A 16914-nucleotide genomic window follows, 5' to 3' on the forward strand; every position below is an offset into this window, starting at 1 on the left:
CACAACTCATTTTCGGTCAGGAATGCAGGAATTTCTGCAAAGAAACCCCGCTGCCAACAGCACCCATAGCCATACCGGCAAGTAAAAGCCCTCCCAATACTTGACGAAAGAGGACAATATTGCGCACAACCGGCAAAAAGGTAAGGGTTGACTGAACATACATCGTTATCCAATTGTAGCCCATTCCGACAGTCAGCGCTGCCAGCCCGCCTCCCAGAAGGCCTAAGGTCAGTCCTTCAATAAGAAACGGCCAGCGTATAAATCCATTGCTCGCCCCCACTAATTTCATGATCTGAATCTCCCGGCGTTTGGAAAAAACATTCATTTTAACATTAATAGAAATAAGCACCACCGACGCAACAGTAAAGGCACCAACAACACCAAAGCCGATCCACCTCAGCCATTTGGTAAATTGCAAAAGCTTATCCACATATCCTTGTCCATAACGAACAATATCAATTTCCGGTAAGGCCTGGATGGCAGAGGCAAGGTTTTCAACATCTTGAGGATTGGTTGCTTTAATCGTTAACTTATCCGGGAAAGGATTGGTCCCTCCCAGATCTGTCACAAGATTACTTTGCGAACCTCCCATAGTTTTCCCGAAATTAGCCAGGGCTTGTTCCTTGGTTACAATAGTCACAGAAGAAACTCCCGTCATTCCTTGAATTCGACTCTGAAGAGTCTGAACTTGGTCCGCGGTTGCATCGTCTTTGACAAAGGCAGCAATTTCAAGCTGAGATTCAAAAGATTGGGCCACATTGGTAGCGTTGGCTAAAAAGAAGATGGAAAAACCTAAGATAATGAGGGACACCATAACCGTCAGAACGGAGGCAATACTTAGCCAAGGATTTCGTTTCATGGAATGGCCGGTTTCACGCAGAATATAGCGAGGAAAATTAAACGTCATAACCGTATCCTCCCATTTCCTCATCTCGTGCAACTCGACCATTTTCAATAGCAATGACTCGTTTTTGCATTTTATTAACGATAGCCCGAGCATGAGTAGCCATAACGACCGTTGTTCCACGTTTGTTAATGTTAAAAAGCAAGTCCATAATCCCCCATGCAGTCTCAGGATCAAGATTCCCTGTCGGCTCATCCGCCACTAATAAAGCAGGGTTGTTAATTATAGCCCGTGCCACACAAACACGCTGCTGTTCCCCGCCTGACAACTCAGTGGGAAAGGCATTTTCCTTACCCGCCAGTCCAACAAGTTCCAACATATTGCTGGTACGGGTTCGAACCTCTTTCCTAGAGACACCAATTACCTCAAGGGCAAAGGCCACATTTTCCTGAACAGTTTTATTGGGCAATAATTTAAAATCCTGGAAGATTACCCCAATGCTGCGCCGCAGATAGGGAACTTCCCTTTCTTTCATCCGAACTAAATTTTTTCCGTTGATTTGAACCTGTCCCCGAGTCGGAGTTTCATCACGGTAGAACAATTTTATCAGAGTCGATTTGCCGGCTCCGCTTGGACCTACCAAAAATACAAACTCCCCTTTGTCAATTTTTAGATTGACATCTACGAGGGCTCTGGCACCATTCGGATAAATCTTGGATACATTTCTTAACTGAATCATACAGTCCTCCTTGATTTTCGTGAGCCGCGCCCTTTTACCATAACTATTATTTATTCGACACCCCTCGCGATTTTCCTGTTCGTAAATTTAGCCAATTTCTTTTTAGATCTCAAGATTTTGTTAAACCTTTCTTACGACACCCTTGACAATTCTGCACATACTGTATATATTGTCTATATACAGCATGTGCAGTCTGAACACTTTATCTTGGAAGGAAGTGAATGCCTGGCTATGAACATCATTATTTCTAATTCTTCTCCAGAGCCTATCTACCAACAAATCGTTAACCAATTAAAACGTCTTATTCTCAACGGAGAACTCTCCGAAGCCGAAGCGCTCCCTTCCATTCGCTCTCTGGCGAAGGAATTGCAAATTAGTGTCATTACTTCTAAGAGGGCCTATGAAGACTTGGAAAGAGATGGGTATATAGAAACTGTCCCTGGAAAAGGTTCTTTTGTAGCAGCTCAGAACAAAGAACTCTTACGGGAAAAACGCTTACGTGTTGTGGAGGAAAAGGTTTCCGAAGCTATTGCAGTGGCCAAAATCGCCGGCTTAAGCCAACAAGAACTTCTGGAAATGTTTACGTTGCTTTATGAAGACAACTAAACCTTGCCCACAAGGATCCGCAAATTGTATTTTCTAAGGAGGAAACGGTATGACTTCAACAGATACTATCCTTTCGGTGCGGAATTTGACAAAACGTTTTCAAGATTTTACCTTACAATCGGTCAGTTTTAATTTGCCCCGCGGCTATGTCATGGGATTCATCGGTCCTAATGGCTCCGGTAAAACTACGACTCTTAAGCTGATTATGAATTTGATGCGTAAAGACAGCGGAGAGATTAATGTTTTCGGTCTGGAGCATCAAACCCAAGCCCGAGAGATTAGAGAGCGAATTGGCTTTGTCTTCGATGAAAACCACTACTATGATGAACTAACCCTGCGGGACATGAGTAGAATTGTTGCTCCTTTTTATAAGTACTGGGATCCTAAGGTATTTGCCCACTATTTAAAGGACTTCGACCTCAATCCTAAACAGAAGATCAAGCAGCTGTCCAAAGGAATGAAAATGAAGTTCTCCCTTGCTGTTGCTCTCTCCCATCAAGCAGATCTCTTAATTATGGATGAACCAACGGCAGGCCTGGATCCGCTGATTCGCTCTGAACTGTTGGAAATCCTGACCGCTCTGCTCCAAGACGAGCGAAAATCGGTCTTCTTCTCAACCCACATCACCTCTGACCTTGATAAGATTGCCGATTTTGTGACCTTTCTAAACAATGGGCAAATTGTTTTAAGTTCGCCTAAGGATGACATTTTAGATAATTACGGAATTGTTAAAGGAGCACAAGAACTGCTAACCCCTGAAACAAAACGTCTATTTGTTGGTCTAAAAACAATGTGAACCATGGCTCCGCTCTCCTACGCAATCTTCGTGGGCTTTACCGCCTCTCCATACAATGAATACAAAAAATATCCCGTGGGGAACAAAACTTAGAGTTTTGTTCCCCACGGGATTATTTATAGTCCGATAGATTTAAGTTTATTTTTTCGCCAGAGCTTCGCGAACGGCTTTCACGAGACCTTCTTTTCCCAATCCATATTTCTCAAGAAGTTCGTAAGGGCGTCCGGACTCTCCAAAGGAATCCTTGAGGCCGACCCGTACCATGGGTGTCGGCAGCTTTTCTCCCAAAATCTCGGCAATGGCACTGCCCAAACCGCCGATAATGTTGTGCTCTTCTGCAGTTACAACGGCTCTTGTCTCTTTAGCCACACGCAGGATTGTCTCTTCGTCAAGAGGTTTTACTGAAGAAACATTAACAACACTGACGCTGATCCCTTCACCGGCTAATAGTTCAGCAGCTTCCAGCGCGGCAGCTACCATCAGGCCGTTGGCCATAATAGCAACATCGGTTCCTTCTTTGAGAACCTTTGCCTTCCCGATTTCAAAGTGATAGTCCTCACCAAAGAGCACAGGCACTTCTAAGCGTCCCATGCGAATGTAAACAGGACCTTCGTACTCTGCAGCCGCCAAAACCATCTGGCGAGTTTCTTCCCCGTCTGCAGGTACCAGAACCACCATATTCGGGAGCGCACGCATAATGGCCACATCTTCTATAGCTTGATGTGAGCCGCCGTCTTCACCGACAGAGATCCCTGCATGAGTTGCAGCAATCTTAACATTCAGTTTCGGATAGGCAATAGAATTGCGAATCTGCTCAAATGCCCTGCCGGTAGCAAAAATAGCGAAACTACTAGCAAAAGGGACTTTTCCGGCGGCAGCTAAACCTGCTGCCGTTCCCAACAAATTCCCTTCAGCGATGCCCATATTAAAGAAACGTTCAGGATAGTTCTTGCCAAATTCCGCAGTCTTCGTCGACTTCGACAAATCCGCATCTAAAACAACGACATTAGGATTTTCTTTCCCCAGGATAAGAAGAGCTTTGCCGTATGCGTCTCGTGTTGCAACTTTATTCGCCAAGGGATAGTCCCTCCTCTCGTAATTCCTTGAGGGCCTGTTCAGCCTGTTCGGCATTCGGTGCACTGCCGTGCCAACCTACTTGGTTTTCCATAAAGGAAACCCCCTTGCCCTTTACTGTTTTAGCGATGAGAATTGTTGGTTTTCCTTTAACCTGTTTCGCTTCAGCAAAGGCCTTTTCTAAAGCCTCAATATCGTGCCCATCAACTTCAATCACATGCCAGCAAAATGCGCGCCATTTGTCTGCCAAAGGTGCTGATGACATGACACTATCTGTTGGTCCGTCAATTTGCAAGCCGTTATAATCTAAGATAGCTGTAAGATTATCCAGTTTATAATGTGCCGCAGCCATCGCCGCTTCCCAAACCTGTCCTTCAGCCACTTCTCCGTCACCGAGCAATACGTAAACTTGATAGTCTTTCTTATCAAGCTTCCCGGCCAAAGCCATGCCATTGGCTACGGAAAGGCCTTGTCCCAGAGAGCCTGAAGACATATCGACACCAGGTGTCCTTTTCATATCGGGATGTCCTTGGAGCATTCGACCCGTTTGTCGCAGGCCCAGAAGTTCATCCTTGGGAAAATAGCCTTTTTCAGCAAGAGCAGCATAGAGAACTGGGGCGGCATGTCCTTTGGAAAGAACAAAACGATCTCGATCAGCCCAATTCGGGTTTTGTGGATTTATTCTCATTTCTTTAAAGTAAAGAGTTGTCACAATATCGGCAGCCGATAGACTTCCCCCGGGATGTCCCGCCTTTGCGGGCACCAGCATGGAAATAATATCTTGCCGAATGAGATTCGCTTTGCGTTTTAAATCAACAGTGCTCAAGAGATTCCCTCCTTTAGATCCTTTTTCCGAGTGAGGTTTTCCTTTCAATACTCATACCAAGATGATTTTACCGCTAAAATTAACGGACTGTTTTCGTTTTTTGCAAGTACGCTGCAATAAAAGAGTCAAGTTCACCGTCCATCACGGCAGACACGTTTCCGGTTTCAACATTCGTGCGATGGTCTTTCACCATACTGTAGGGATGAAAGACATAGGAGCGAATTTGACTTCCCCAAGCAATCTCTTGTTGTTCACCCCGAAGTTCTGAGATCTCATTTTCTTGTTCTTTGCGTTTTAGCTCCAGCAACTTAGCCTGCAAAACCCTCATAGCGGCGGCTCGATTTTGAATCTGGGAACGTTCACTTTGGCATTGAACAACAACTCCAGTTGGCAAGTGAGTAATCCGAATAGCCGAATCAGTCTTGTTCACGTGCTGACCTCCCGCTCCTCCCGAGCGGTAAGTGTCCACCCTCAAATCTTCTGGATCAATTGTAATTTCGCTGTCATCAGCAACTTCCGGAATAACATCAACGGACGCAAAGGAAGTATGACGACGACCCGATGCATCAAAGGGGGAAATCCGTACCAGTCGATGGACTCCCTTTTCCGACTTAGCGTATCCATAAGCATTTTCACCGCTAAAAGACAGCGTGGCACTTTTTATACCCGCTTCCTCACCGGGTAAGAAATCCAAAGTTTCCACTTTAAATCCGTGTTGTTCTCCCCATCTGGTATACATTCGACAGAGCATTTGTACCCAGTCCTGAGCCTCAGTGCCCCCCGCGCCGGCATGAAGCGTGACAATGGCATTATTCCTGTCATAGGGCCCAGACAAAAGAAGTTCCAGTTCCAAGGCTTCAAATTTAGTTAACAGTGCTTTAACTCCCTGCTCGACGTCCGGCTCAAGAGTTACATCATCTTCTTCTATCGCTAACTGCCAAAGAGTTTCCGTTTCTTCCAGATCCTTTTTTAACTCCTCATAGAGTTTAACCTTTCCCTGGTGAAACGCTAAGTCTTGCATAATCCTTTGAGCGAGAACAGGATCATCCCATAAATCCGGGCGATGAAATTCAGTCTCCAGAGCACTTATCTTTTCTATTCTTTGGGGGACGTCAAAGGGAAACCCTCAAATCTGCCAAGCGTGCATTTAAAGTTTCCAGATCCTTTTTCCAATCAGAAAGCACTGTCAATTCACCCTTCCAAACCTATTTTTAAAAGCATAACCTTTTGGTTCTATTTTGATTTCACGTTGTCTTCTGCTCCACAGCACTTCTTATACTTTTTCCCGCTTCCACAAGGACAGAGATCATTCCGACCAATCTGATCCCCTGTATGCACCGGGGCGCTCGGTTCTCCTTCATAGCGGTTCTCGGTGATGTTTCGAGGCTGCTCTGAAGTTTCTTCCCGAACTTGAGGAGTCACTCGGAGAACATAACGAATAATATCATCTTGAATAGAATCGATCATAGCCTGGAACATTTCAAATCCTTCACGCCGATATTCAACTAAAGGATCTTTTTGTCCGTAGGCTCGCAGCCCAATTCCTTCACGCAGCATGTCCATAGCGTCAAGATGATCCATCCATTTGCTGTCTACCACTTGCAGCATAACTGCACGTTCAATTTCCCGCATTAGTTCTGAACCAAACTCGTCTTCCCGTTTTTGATACAGTTCTTTCGCTTTTTCCAATAAGAATTCTTCAACTTCTTCATTGGAAAGGTCTCCTAACTTTTCAGGGTCCACATGGGTCCCCGGCAAATAGAAGTTTTCTACATAACCAACTAAACCTTCCAAATCCCATTCTTCCGGGAAAGGACTTTCCCCACTAAACATAGCAATGCTGTCTTTAACGGTTTTTTCAAGCATCTCGAGAATATTATCTTTGAGATTTTCGCCCATTAATACAGCACGACGCTGAGCATAAATAACCTCACGTTGTTGATTCATGACATCATCATAATCAAGGACGTGTTTCCGAATATCAAAGTTGCGATTCTCGACGCGGCGCTGAGCAGACTCTATGGAGCGGGAAATCATACGGGAAGCAATCGGCACAGAATCGTCCATTCCCAATTTATCCATAATCCCCATAATATTTTCCGCGCCAAACATCCGCATTAAATCGTCTTCCAGAGAAATAAAGAACTGTGTTGAACCCGGGTCTCCCTGACGTCCTGCCCGGCCTCGCAATTGATTATCAATCCGACGGGATTCATGTCGTTCTGTACCAATAATGTGCAGTCCCCCGAGTTCGTCGACACCCTCGCCGAGGATAATATCGGTTCCACGGCCAGCCATATTCGTCGCGATTGTAACCATGCCGAGCTGCCCTGCCTGGGCGACAATCTCAGCCTCTTTTTCGTGATATTTGGCGTTGAGGACTTGATGGGGAATTCCTCGCCGCTCTAACATAGCACTAAGATGTTCAGATTTTTCCACAGAAACTGTTCCGACAAGAACAGGCTGGCCCTTAGAATGACGTTCAATAATGCTTTCCACAACCGCTAAGAATTTACCTTTTTCCGTCCGATAGATGACATCTGACTCATCTTTCCTGATCGCAGGCTTATTGGTGGGGATTTCTACAACATCAAGTTTATAGATTTTTCGGAACTCCGGTTCCTCGGTCATAGCTGTTCCCGTCATACCGGAAAGTTTTTTAAACATCCTAAAGTAATTTTGAAAGGTAATTGTCGCTAAGGTTTGTGACTCTTTTTCGACTTTTACGCCTTCTTTGGCCTCGATAGCTTGGTGCAGCCCTTCACTGTAACGACGGCCAAACATTAACCGTCCGGTAAATTCGTCGACAATGATAACTTCACCATCTTTTACTACATAGTCGCGATCACGTTTAAAAAGAGTATGGGCTTTTAAGGCCTGATTAACGTGATGGGCTAACTCTGTATGGATATCTTCATAGAGATTTTCCACGCCCAACATACTCTCGACGCGGCTTACCCCTTGTTCTGTCAGAGTGACAACACGCTCTTTTTCCACGACCTTGTAATCTTCTTCCGTCTTTAAACGGGGAATAATCATAGCAACCCTAAAATATAATTCCGTTGGCTTGTCCGCTTCACCGGAAATAATTAAAGGAGTCCTGGCTTCGTCAATGAGAATTGAGTCCACTTCGTCAACGATGGCATAATTGAGTTCCCGTTGAACAAGGCTATCCGGACGTGTAACCATATTGTCCCGCAAATAGTCAAAGCCGAATTCATTGTTAGTTCCATAGGTAATATCCGCAGCATAACTGGTGCGACGCTCCTCATAGCTTAGGCCATGAACGATAAGACCTACATTTAGACCCAGAAAACGGTGAATTTGTCCCATCCATTCACTATCGCGGCGGGCCAAATAATCATTAACGGTTACGACATGGACACCTTGTCCAGTCAGTGCATTCAAATAGGAGGGCAATGTCGCTACAAGAGTTTTTCCTTCCCCAGTACGCATCTCGGCAATCCGGCCATCATGTAAAACCATACCTCCGATAAGCTGCACGTCATAGTGACGTTGTCCAATAACCCGGCGACTGGCTTCACGAACAACGGCAAAGGCTTCCGGCAATAAGCTATCCAAACTTTCCCCTTGATCTAAGCGTTCTTTGAATTCAATAGTCTTCCCTTTCAGTTCATCATCACTCAAGGCTTGGATCTTCGGTTCAAGGCTGTTAATCACATCAACACGTTTTTGGTACTTCCTGATTTCCCGGGCATTATCATCAAATAAATTTAAAAGCCCCATTATATCCACCCTTCTTCAATCTTGTGTCTTCATAATTTTAACATTCCAGACAGCCCTCTGCAACTGAAGCAGGGGATTTGTCAATGGGATAATTTTCCTTCACATTAAAAGGCCCGCAAAAGCGGGCCTGCGCTTGAAGCATAATTATTTTGACACCTTAAAATTGGGGCTGAAGCAAACCATAATCCCCATTATTACGCAGATATACTACATTCATTTCTTGCGTTTCGGAATTCGTAAATACAAAGAAGGTGTGTCCAATGAGGTTCATTTGCATAATAGCCTCCTCGACGGACATGGGTTTCACAGGGAATTTCTTATGCCGCACAACTTCCTCACGCAGTTCCTCGACGGTTGAAGCCGGCTGCACATCATGATCTTTCATAACTTTTGAGCGCATGCGCTTATTAATTCTTGTCCGGTATTTATCAATTTGGCGTTCCAGCTTTTCTACAACCATATCAATTGAAGAATACATATCTTCAGTTTCTTCTTCACCGCGAAGAATCATTCCATGAATCGGTGCAGTTACCTCAACACGATGGCGGTCTCTCTCAACAAGTAATGTTACTTGTACATCCATAAACTCATCCGAAAATTTTTCAAGTTTTCCTACCCGTTTTGTAACATATTCTTTCAATGCGTCTGTTAGTTCAATATGTTTACCACGAATAATGATATTCATATTTCAACCCCCTTTATAGCTGGTATATGTAACATTCCCGATTTCTTGAAAAAATCCTGCTGATTTTTAACTTTCCCCAAGATATTTTTGTTTAAACCTAAAGAGAGAATCGTTTCAAAAAACGATTCTTTCTTCAGGCAGTCTAAACCCTTCTCAGCGAACCATTACATTAGAAGCCTGTTCCCCTCGCGGGCCTTGAACAATATCAAACTCTACATTTTGGCCTTCCTCGAGGGTACGAAAGCCTTCTCCGACAACCGATTGAAAATGGACAAAGACATCCTGTCCATTTTCCTGCTCGATGAAGCCATAGCCCTTCTGTTTGTTAAACCATTTGACTTTACCTACCACAAAAAATACACCTTCCTTGATTATTATAGCTCAAAGGATAATTCCTTGAACCAATACTTACCTTTAGGAGGATAACCAAGTTTGGGGAAGTCTAAACGTTAGCGGGACTTGTATGACACATCGTTCCGTGTCAGGGGCGTGTCAGGGGGACGGTCCTTGTGACACGCGGAGGTTGCGTGTCGCCAGGACCGTCCCCCTGACACGCGCGGAGTTATCATCAGACACAGAAAAGCGCGCCTTTAGCTTATAGCCTCGGCGCGCTTAAAAAGGTCCTTTATAATATCTTGCTCAAAAATGCCTGTGTTCTAGCATTCTTAGGATTTGAGAACACCTCATTGGGTTCTCCTTCTTCCATGATAATTCCCTCATCCATAAAAATCACTCGATCCCCGACCTCACGAGCAAAGCCCATCTCATGGGTTACCGCCACCATAGTCATACCTTCCCGAGCCAGGTCTTTCATAACTGCGAGAACTTCACCAACCATCTCTGGATCTAAGGCCGATGTTGTCTCGTCAAAGAGCATGACTTTCGGTTTCATGGCCAATGCCCGGGCGATGGCTACCCGTTGCTGTTGTCCGCCTGAGAGGTGATCCGGATATTCGTGGGCTTTGTCGGAAAGCCCAACTTTGGCAAGAAGCTCCATGGCAACTTTTTCAGCTTCCGCTTTATTCATATTTCTTACGATTACCGGAGCCAAGGTTATATTCTGAATAGCTGTCATATGCGGAAACAAATTGAAGCGTTGGAAAACCATTCCGACTTCGCGGCGAATGGCATTAACATTTACCTCAGAATTAAGAGGGATGCCGTCAATAATTATTTCTCCTTTAGTTGGCTCTTCCAACTTATTGAGGCAGCGCAAAAAGGTGCTTTTTCCGGAGCCGCTGGGTCCGATCACCACGACAACCTCTTTTTCACGAATATGGCAGTCAATCCCTTTAAGCACTTCCAGCTTTCCATAGGATTTATGCAAATTCTTAACGTATATCATTTTTGCCCAGCCTCCTCTCCATATACGCAACCCACCGGGAAATTAATTGAGTCATTACTAAATAGTACAATGCAGCTGCAATATACATGGGTATCGGTTGGAAGGTTCGCCCTGCAATAATTTTGGAACTGTAAAAAAGCTCTTCAATAGCAATAATCGACAATAAGGATGAATCTTTCAGTAAGGCAATGAACTCATTTCCTAATGGCGGGATGACACGCTTGAAGGCTTGCGGAAGAATAACATGGCGCATGGCCTGAGAATGTGTCATACCTAAGGAACGAGCAGCCTCGGTTTGTCCCCGGTCAATTGATTGAATCCCTGCCCTGAAAATCTCCGCAATATATGCTCCTGAATTAAGCCCCATGGCAACAATACCTGCAATATATTGATAGTTGTCAGGAAGCTCCTGCCAATGGAGAAGTTTAGGTATTAAAAAATAAACTAAAAAGATTTGAACCAATAAAGGAGTGCCTCGAAAAAAATCTATATACGTAATAGCAGCTCCGCGCAAAATTGTTATTTTCGACAGCCGTCCTAAGGCCATAATAAGTCCAATCACAACCCCAATGGCCACTGCACCGGCTGTTAACTCCAGTGTAAGTAGAGCCGCACGATTTAAGACAGGGATGCTTTCAATGGCTGCATTCCAGTTCAATCCCACGAAAAATCCTCCTCATTTTCATTTTGTTTAAACAAACCAATAACGGGTAACAGAAATTTATAATTTCCGTGATCGCTGTCTAAAATTATACCTATTAGCTTAAATTTATACAAGCTTAAATACCCACATAAACCATGAATACAATTTTACACCACAAAAAATTAATTTTGGATGGATCATTTAGATGCAAAAGAGAAGGCATTAAGTTACCTTCTCTTTTACTAATTTATTTATTTTTCAAAGATGTTTTTCCTGGCATAACTTTCATTCTGGAATTTTAAAGAACGAAATCATTCGCCTTATTTAAATTCTTAGCTCTATAATTTGGGAGCATCTTTCTTAAACCATTTTTTGTAAAGATCGCCGTATGTTCCATTATCTATCAGCTTTTTCAAGGAAGCATTGACCTTAGTGGACAATTCTGTATCTCCTTGCTTCATAGCAATTCCATAATACTCGGGATCAACGTTTGCCGGAACCGATACAATTTGAGCCGTCGGATTTTGAGCTTGGAACCACAGAACAACCGGTGAATCTGCAACAACAGCATCTACCCCGCCATTGAGCAAGTCGTTAAGAGCGTCGGGAGTAGTATCATATTTTTTAGGGGTAATTCCTTTAGCTTCACAATCAAATTGGCCGGTAGTATTAAGTTGAACCCCGACTTTTTTCCCTTTTAAATCTTCAAGAGTTTTAAAGTTTGAACCTTTTTTCATAGCGATATACTGCATAGATTTAAAGTACTTGTCACTAAAGGTTACGCTCTTCTCACGATCAGGGGTAATTGTCATGGCAGAAATGACGGCATTGTACTTACCAGCTTGCAAAGCAGTGATCAAACCATCAAAGGAACATGTTTCAATACTGACTTTGTATCCAATATCTTTTCCGATAGCTTGAATAAGTTCCATATCAAATCCAGTTGGTTGTTGTTTGTCATCCATAAATTCGAAGGGCGCATAGGTGATATCAGAACCGACTTTCAGAACCTTCTCGCTGGACGACGATGCTGGAGTTGAAGTTGATGAGGTACTTGTGCTTCCGCATCCTGCGAGAGCAAATAAACTGAGACTAAGCAATCCCGCCAAAATCACACGAAACTTTGGTTTGAACATTTTAATTTTCCTCCCTTTTAACGCACTGTCCTTGAATAGATCCTAAAATGAGGTATCCATTCAGGCAGCTTATCCTTGTGGTTACAATTATACATATAGGTGCATAATCATTCAATACCTATTTTTTTCCTTCTTTAATTTCCTTTGTCCAAATTATTCGAAGCAAAGTCTGGAAACCGCTCCCACTTTAAATACTTGTTTTAAAGATAATACTATTCAATGCAGTTTTTAACTCTATTCTTGTGACTGAAGAAATTTTCTTGATAAAAAAATAGCTGCTTACCTTCGAATTTATGAAAAGAATGGCTCTTATAAAAGTTATCCCTTGAAAGTTACACACAACCAATTGTGGATAATGTGGATAAGTGTCAAAAATGCGCTTTTTCTCCCAGAAACGTTGTGGGTAACTTTGTCGATGAAAATATGTCCAGGCATATAAGAAGAAAAGCATTGGCCGACATAGTCAACCAATGCTTGTTAAATCTCAATTAATCAATATAATGCTTTAAATTAATATTGTTCACGAGCTGGACGATGGTGTTGATAGCACTCGCGGCAATATACCGGGCGATCAGATGTCGGTTGGAAAGGAACTTGTGTTTCCACTCCGCAATCCGCACAAACTACAGTAAACATTTCACGTGATCTGCCCTCTTGTGCATTACGACTGGCTTTACGTGCGTTACGGCACTCGCGGCAACGTTGTGGTTCATTTTCGAACCCTTTTTCAGCGTAGAATTCTTGTTCTCCGGCGGTGAAAATGAATGTTGCTCCGCAGTCCTTACATACTAGTTCTTTGTCTTCAAAGGCCATGAAAGATATTCCCCTTACGTAAAAAAATGTAACAGGCTCTGCCCATCCACTTGTTATTATAACTCTAATCAAACCCGGGCACAAGTACTTTTTCGAAGCCGGCAGCCAAACACAAACCATAAACCTCTTTTGCTCCGCCTTTATACAGAACTTCTGCCACAGCATCTAAGGTTGATCCTGTGGTTGTGACGTCATCGATAAGCCATACACTGCGTCCCTGAAAAAGCTCTTTGCTCTGCAAAGCAAAAGCATTTTTTAAGTTCTGCAGCCGTTCCTGGCGGGAGAGGGAAACTTGAGGCGGCGTTGCTTTAACCCGTTTAACTCCTTGAAGAATCGGCAGTCCTAGCTCCCAATGTATTAGTGATGCAATAAGCTCGGCCTGGTTAAATCCCCGCTCCGCCAAGCGTGTTGAATGCATCGGCACTGCCAAAATGCCGTCAACAGGAGGCAGCTCTCTAATGGCCCAATCCGCTAACGGCCGACTGATCTGCATCATGCGCATGGGGTTTGCCCCAAATTTGACGTTTTGGATAAATTCTTTTAAGCAGCCAGTATAATGCCCCCAGGCAATTACCTTTTTTAAATACTTGGGGCCCTTTCCCTCTGTGCAATCCTTACAAAGAGTCCTTTCTTGAACAATCAATTTCCCACATCTCAGGCAGCGGCCTAATTCGGGATGAAGGAGCTCTCTGGTACAGATGGGACAAATTGGGCTCGGATGTCCTCCGCAGAAAACACAGCCGGATCTTTCTAAATACCATAAGGCGCGAATACGTTTAAATCCTTCCTTAATGAACTCATTCATTTGAAATCCCCTTTAAGTCTTCGCCAATAAGTCCCTTCTCAAGCGCCATTCGGTTTTGATCTTCAATCCAGTGGATTGCCTTTTTTATAGCCGTTGTCTCCAAATGGGCCATAAATAAAACGTAACCGCCAGGATCTTTCCGGGTCCTTCCAACTCTGCCTGCCATTTGGACCAGAGCTCGTTCATCAAATACCGGATGATCTGCTCCTAAAACAACAACCTGTATCCCTTCTAAGGTTATTCCCCGTTCTAAAATTGTCGTACTTAAAAAAAGATCAAATTTGCCTTGACGTAACTTTTCAAGTTTTACTGATCGCTCACTATCTGAACTGTAGCTCCCGTCAATCTTCCACTCAGGAAAGCATTGGCGAAATCGATTAATCCACGGCTGAATCCAAGATATTTTCGGGACAAAAACTAAAATTCGTCCTTTATGCCGTAATGATTCAAAACGGTCTCTTCTAAGAGACGGCGGATTCCGTTCAGGATCAAACCTCTGAGAAAATCTCTCGATAATCGGAACCGGCAAAGGAAAGCGGTGATGCCGTGCCGGAAGACGAATTAGGCGCATCTTTCCGCGGTGAACTTCTTTTAAACCTTCAGGTGAAGGTGTGGCTGTTAGATAAAGCAACTTGCCATTCGAGCGTAAGGCATGTTTCAGGCCCCACTCCAAAGCCCCGTTTCCCTGATACGGAAAAGCATCCATCTCGTCGAGAACTATTAAGTCAAAAGCCTGCCAAAATCTCAGGACTTGGTGGGTTGTTGCCAAAACCACCCTTCCCCTTTGAAATTTAACAGGCGCGTTACCTGTCAGAACTTGGATAGCAACTCCAGGAAAGTCTCGTTTCAGTCTTGGGGCTACGTCATTAATAACATCTTGACGGGGGGCTGCGAATAAAACTGACTTTCCTTGTTCGAGAGCCCAAGCTGCAGAAGGAAAACAAACTTCTGTTTTCCCGCTGCCACATGCCGCCCATAAAAGAGCTTTTGTCTCGGAAGAATCCTTTAAGAAATCCAGGATTTCCTCGGCAGCGACACCCTGAGCCTCTGTTAATTTCCAATGCGGGCGAAAATCAACCTTTTCCGTGTCCTCAGGCAAGGGACGATAGTCGCGGTAAAACGCTTTCAGTGAAGTGCTTGATCCCAAGGACATGCAGCTGAGACAAGTTCCCGCCCTACCGTAAAAACTGGGCCACTCTTTGATATCTTTCGCACCGCATCGCTGACATTGCCAACCCTCCCCTTGGCGTAACACAGCAGGGATCCACTCTGCCTTCTTTGCTGCAACATTTATCTGGGCAAACTGTAAAATGGTCTCCTCATAGCACTTTAACTCGTGAGCCAAATTTCTTAAGTCTTCCCATGAAAGTTGTCTTCCCCGAACAAGCCAATCAAAGGATTGAAACAGAAGCTCCTTGTCATCTCCTTTGCCGGCTGTTGAGGCGGGCGTTTCACTCCTTAAACTTACAAAATCCTTTTCCCAAGTAAGTTTTGGGACATCCCAGTCACGGTTATTTAATACCTTGAATAGTTCAGATCTTATCCTTTCATGATAATTTCCCTTTAATCGAAAATGCCTTTGCTTTTTGAATTTTGTCATTTGAGTTTGAACAGACTGAATAACCCCCAAGGGCAAAGGGATCTTAAGACAGCTGACCTTGGAGGGTAACCTGTCCATCCCTTGATTAAAAGTATAACCGACGTCACCGTCTTCATTTAACGTCAGATAAAAGTCCATAATGAACCTCTTATTCTATCTATGTTCGAGTCATTAACCTAACTCCCCATACTTTTGTTGACCCGCTGAAATTTCTATATCCGGAAACCTTCGCTGAAGACATACTAAGTACTTTTTTCTTGGTTCTAAGGACATTGTTTGATCCACAAGAACTTCAATCCAAACAGGGCAATGATCGATATTATACAAACGAGGAAATTCTTTATGGAGATCTCTTATTCCTTTCTCCAGTTCATCTTCCCTTAATTGCTTTCGATCATAGACTATTCGTTTTGTCTTACGTTGCAACGTTTCTTTTTTCGCCTGAATAAACGTCTGTAATTTCAGGGAAACTCTCCATTCCCAATGGGAATTCGTATTCCACAGTAAAATGATCAGCGTTATAATAAAAGACCACAATAACATTCTCTCACCTCCTGCTTACAACTTATGTTTTAACCAGGAGTTGAGTGAATCTCTTGCAGCTTCTGGCAAATGCGGCAGGTTAGCTGCACTGATCGTACAAAAAAGCCAGGAGACGTACAGAGCTGCTCCTGGCTTTGCTGACTTATTGTCTTGTTACTGCAGTGAACTCGTTCAGCTAAAGCTGAACATCGGGCTGGCTTCCACTTGTAGAAGTGAGAGTCTTACGCTTGGGTCAAGTGTCTTAGCGCCTCTCTAAAAAGAATTTGAGAACGCCTTCAACAGCAAGTTCATTTCCCACATAGGCCTTGCCTTTGGCAACTCCGAAAGTCTTTCGAAGTTTTAACACCTCAACTTCTAAACGCAATTGGTCTCCAGGGGTAACTTGCCTTCTAATTTTCACTTCATCCAAGCCGGCAAACAGCCCTATGGATCCGGCATATTCGGGCATTTTCAAAATGACTACCGCCCCAACTTGAGCTAAAGCCTCAAGAATTAAAACCCCCGGCATAATGGGATGGCCCGGAAAATGCCCTTGAAAAAAAGGTTCATTTATCGATACATTTTTAATTCCTACACCCCGTTTTCCTTCCTCTAACTCAATAATACGGTCCACCAATAAAAAAGGATATCGGTGAGGAATAATCTCCTGTATCTCTTGACTAGTTAGCACGAAAACTCCTCCTTGAATCTTGCCAAATACTTGCAGACATGT

At 43.8% G+C, this 16914-nt stretch carries 18 protein-coding genes; 2 read left to right on the forward strand and 16 right to left on the reverse strand.

Going from position 1 to position 16914, the window contains the following annotated elements; translation table 11 throughout:
• Nucleotides 1–16: 16 nt before the first annotated feature.
• Together ftsX and ftsE are read right to left on the reverse strand one after the other, a co-directional pair.
• Complete coding sequence (gene ftsX / locus B5Y67_RS14505) at nucleotides 17–907, reverse strand: permease-like cell division protein FtsX (RefSeq protein WP_088227150.1); 891 nt, start codon at nucleotides 905–907, stop codon at nucleotides 17–19.
• Nucleotides 897–1583 (reverse strand): cell division ATP-binding protein FtsE, encoded by a 687-nt coding sequence (gene ftsE, locus B5Y67_RS14510; RefSeq protein ID WP_088227151.1) that lies wholly within the window; start codon nucleotides 1581–1583, stop codon nucleotides 897–899. Before ftsE ends, ftsX begins: the two co-directional genes overlap by 11 nt.
• Before the next feature lie 231 nt (nucleotides 1584–1814).
• Here ftsE and B5Y67_RS14515 point away from each other — a divergent pair, with 231 nt between their 5' ends.
• On the forward strand, nucleotides 1815–2189 hold the full coding sequence (locus tag B5Y67_RS14515; RefSeq protein ID WP_088227152.1) for a GntR family transcriptional regulator: 375 nt from the start codon (nucleotides 1815–1817) through the stop codon (nucleotides 2187–2189).
• Between the two features lie 49 nt (nucleotides 2190–2238).
• A complete protein-coding gene (locus B5Y67_RS14520; RefSeq protein ID WP_088227153.1) occupies nucleotides 2239–2985 on the forward strand; it encodes an ABC transporter ATP-binding protein in 747 nt (248 codons plus the stop codon).
• Nucleotides 2986–3123: 138 nt separating this feature from the next.
• Here B5Y67_RS14520 and B5Y67_RS14525 read toward each other — a convergent pair whose 3' ends face one another.
• The 14 genes from B5Y67_RS14525 to fabZ form a co-directional block, all read right to left on the reverse strand.
• Nucleotides 3124–4062, reverse strand: a complete 939-nt coding sequence (locus tag B5Y67_RS14525) for a transketolase C-terminal domain-containing protein (RefSeq protein WP_088227154.1) — start codon at nucleotides 4060–4062, stop codon at nucleotides 3124–3126.
• Complete coding sequence (locus B5Y67_RS14530) at nucleotides 4052–4885, reverse strand: transketolase (protein ID WP_088227155.1); 834 nt, start codon at nucleotides 4883–4885, stop codon at nucleotides 4052–4054. The genes B5Y67_RS14525 and B5Y67_RS14530 overlap by 11 nt, the downstream gene beginning before the upstream one ends.
• A 79-nt stretch (nucleotides 4886–4964) precedes the next feature.
• Nucleotides 4965–6069 (reverse strand): peptide chain release factor 2 gene (prfB, locus tag B5Y67_RS14535; protein WP_140419102.1). Its coding sequence is split into 2 segments (ribosomal slippage): nucleotides 4965–5999 and nucleotides 6001–6069, totalling 1104 coding nucleotides; the frame shifts between segments, so codons are not numbered across the junction.
• A 49-nt stretch (nucleotides 6070–6118) separates the two neighbouring features.
• Nucleotides 6119–8632: a preprotein translocase subunit SecA gene (secA, locus tag B5Y67_RS14540; RefSeq protein WP_088227156.1), complete on the reverse strand. Its 2514-nt coding sequence runs from the start codon at nucleotides 8630–8632 to the stop codon at nucleotides 6119–6121.
• A 157-nt stretch (nucleotides 8633–8789) separates the two neighbouring features.
• A complete protein-coding gene (raiA, locus tag B5Y67_RS14545; protein WP_088227157.1) occupies nucleotides 8790–9317 on the reverse strand; it encodes a ribosome-associated translation inhibitor RaiA in 528 nt (175 codons plus the stop codon).
• A gap of 153 nt (nucleotides 9318–9470) precedes the next feature.
• Nucleotides 9471–9668, reverse strand: a complete 198-nt coding sequence (locus tag B5Y67_RS14550; protein WP_088227158.1) for a cold-shock protein — start codon at nucleotides 9666–9668, stop codon at nucleotides 9471–9473.
• A gap of 274 nt (nucleotides 9669–9942) precedes the next feature.
• Complete coding sequence (locus tag B5Y67_RS14555; protein ID WP_088227159.1) at nucleotides 9943–10662, reverse strand: amino acid ABC transporter ATP-binding protein; 720 nt, start codon at nucleotides 10660–10662, stop codon at nucleotides 9943–9945.
• Entirely contained in the window at nucleotides 10649–11326 is a 678-nt protein-coding gene (locus B5Y67_RS14560; protein WP_088227160.1) for an amino acid ABC transporter permease, read from the reverse strand. The genes B5Y67_RS14555 and B5Y67_RS14560 overlap by 14 nt, the downstream gene beginning before the upstream one ends.
• 317 nt (nucleotides 11327–11643) lie before the next feature.
• The gene (locus tag B5Y67_RS14565) at nucleotides 11644–12441 is read right to left on the reverse strand and encodes a basic amino acid ABC transporter substrate-binding protein (RefSeq protein ID WP_088227161.1); all 798 of its coding nucleotides are present in this window, start codon (nucleotides 12439–12441) and stop codon (nucleotides 11644–11646) included.
• A gap of 510 nt (nucleotides 12442–12951) precedes the next feature.
• The gene (locus B5Y67_RS14570; RefSeq protein WP_014829426.1) at nucleotides 12952–13254 is read right to left on the reverse strand and encodes a zinc-ribbon domain containing protein; all 303 of its coding nucleotides are present in this window, start codon (nucleotides 13252–13254) and stop codon (nucleotides 12952–12954) included.
• A gap of 64 nt (nucleotides 13255–13318) precedes the next feature.
• On the reverse strand, nucleotides 13319–14059 hold the full coding sequence (locus B5Y67_RS14575; RefSeq protein WP_088227162.1) for a ComF family protein: 741 nt from the start codon (nucleotides 14057–14059) through the stop codon (nucleotides 13319–13321).
• The gene (locus B5Y67_RS14580) at nucleotides 14052–15797 is read right to left on the reverse strand and encodes a DEAD/DEAH box helicase family protein (protein WP_088227163.1); all 1746 of its coding nucleotides are present in this window, start codon (nucleotides 15795–15797) and stop codon (nucleotides 14052–14054) included. The genes B5Y67_RS14575 and B5Y67_RS14580 overlap by 8 nt, the downstream gene beginning before the upstream one ends.
• A 33-nt stretch (nucleotides 15798–15830) precedes the next feature.
• On the reverse strand, nucleotides 15831–16202 hold the full coding sequence (locus B5Y67_RS14585) for a hypothetical protein (RefSeq protein ID WP_088227164.1): 372 nt from the start codon (nucleotides 16200–16202) through the stop codon (nucleotides 15831–15833).
• A gap of 241 nt (nucleotides 16203–16443) precedes the next feature.
• Entirely contained in the window at nucleotides 16444–16872 is a 429-nt protein-coding gene (gene fabZ, locus B5Y67_RS14590; protein ID WP_088227165.1) for a 3-hydroxyacyl-ACP dehydratase FabZ, read from the reverse strand.
• Nucleotides 16873–16914 lie beyond the last annotated feature (42 nt).

The organism is Desulfosporosinus sp. FKB (genome assembly GCF_002196705.1).
Classification (GTDB): Bacteria; Bacillota; Desulfitobacteriia; order Desulfitobacteriales; family Desulfitobacteriaceae; genus Desulfosporosinus.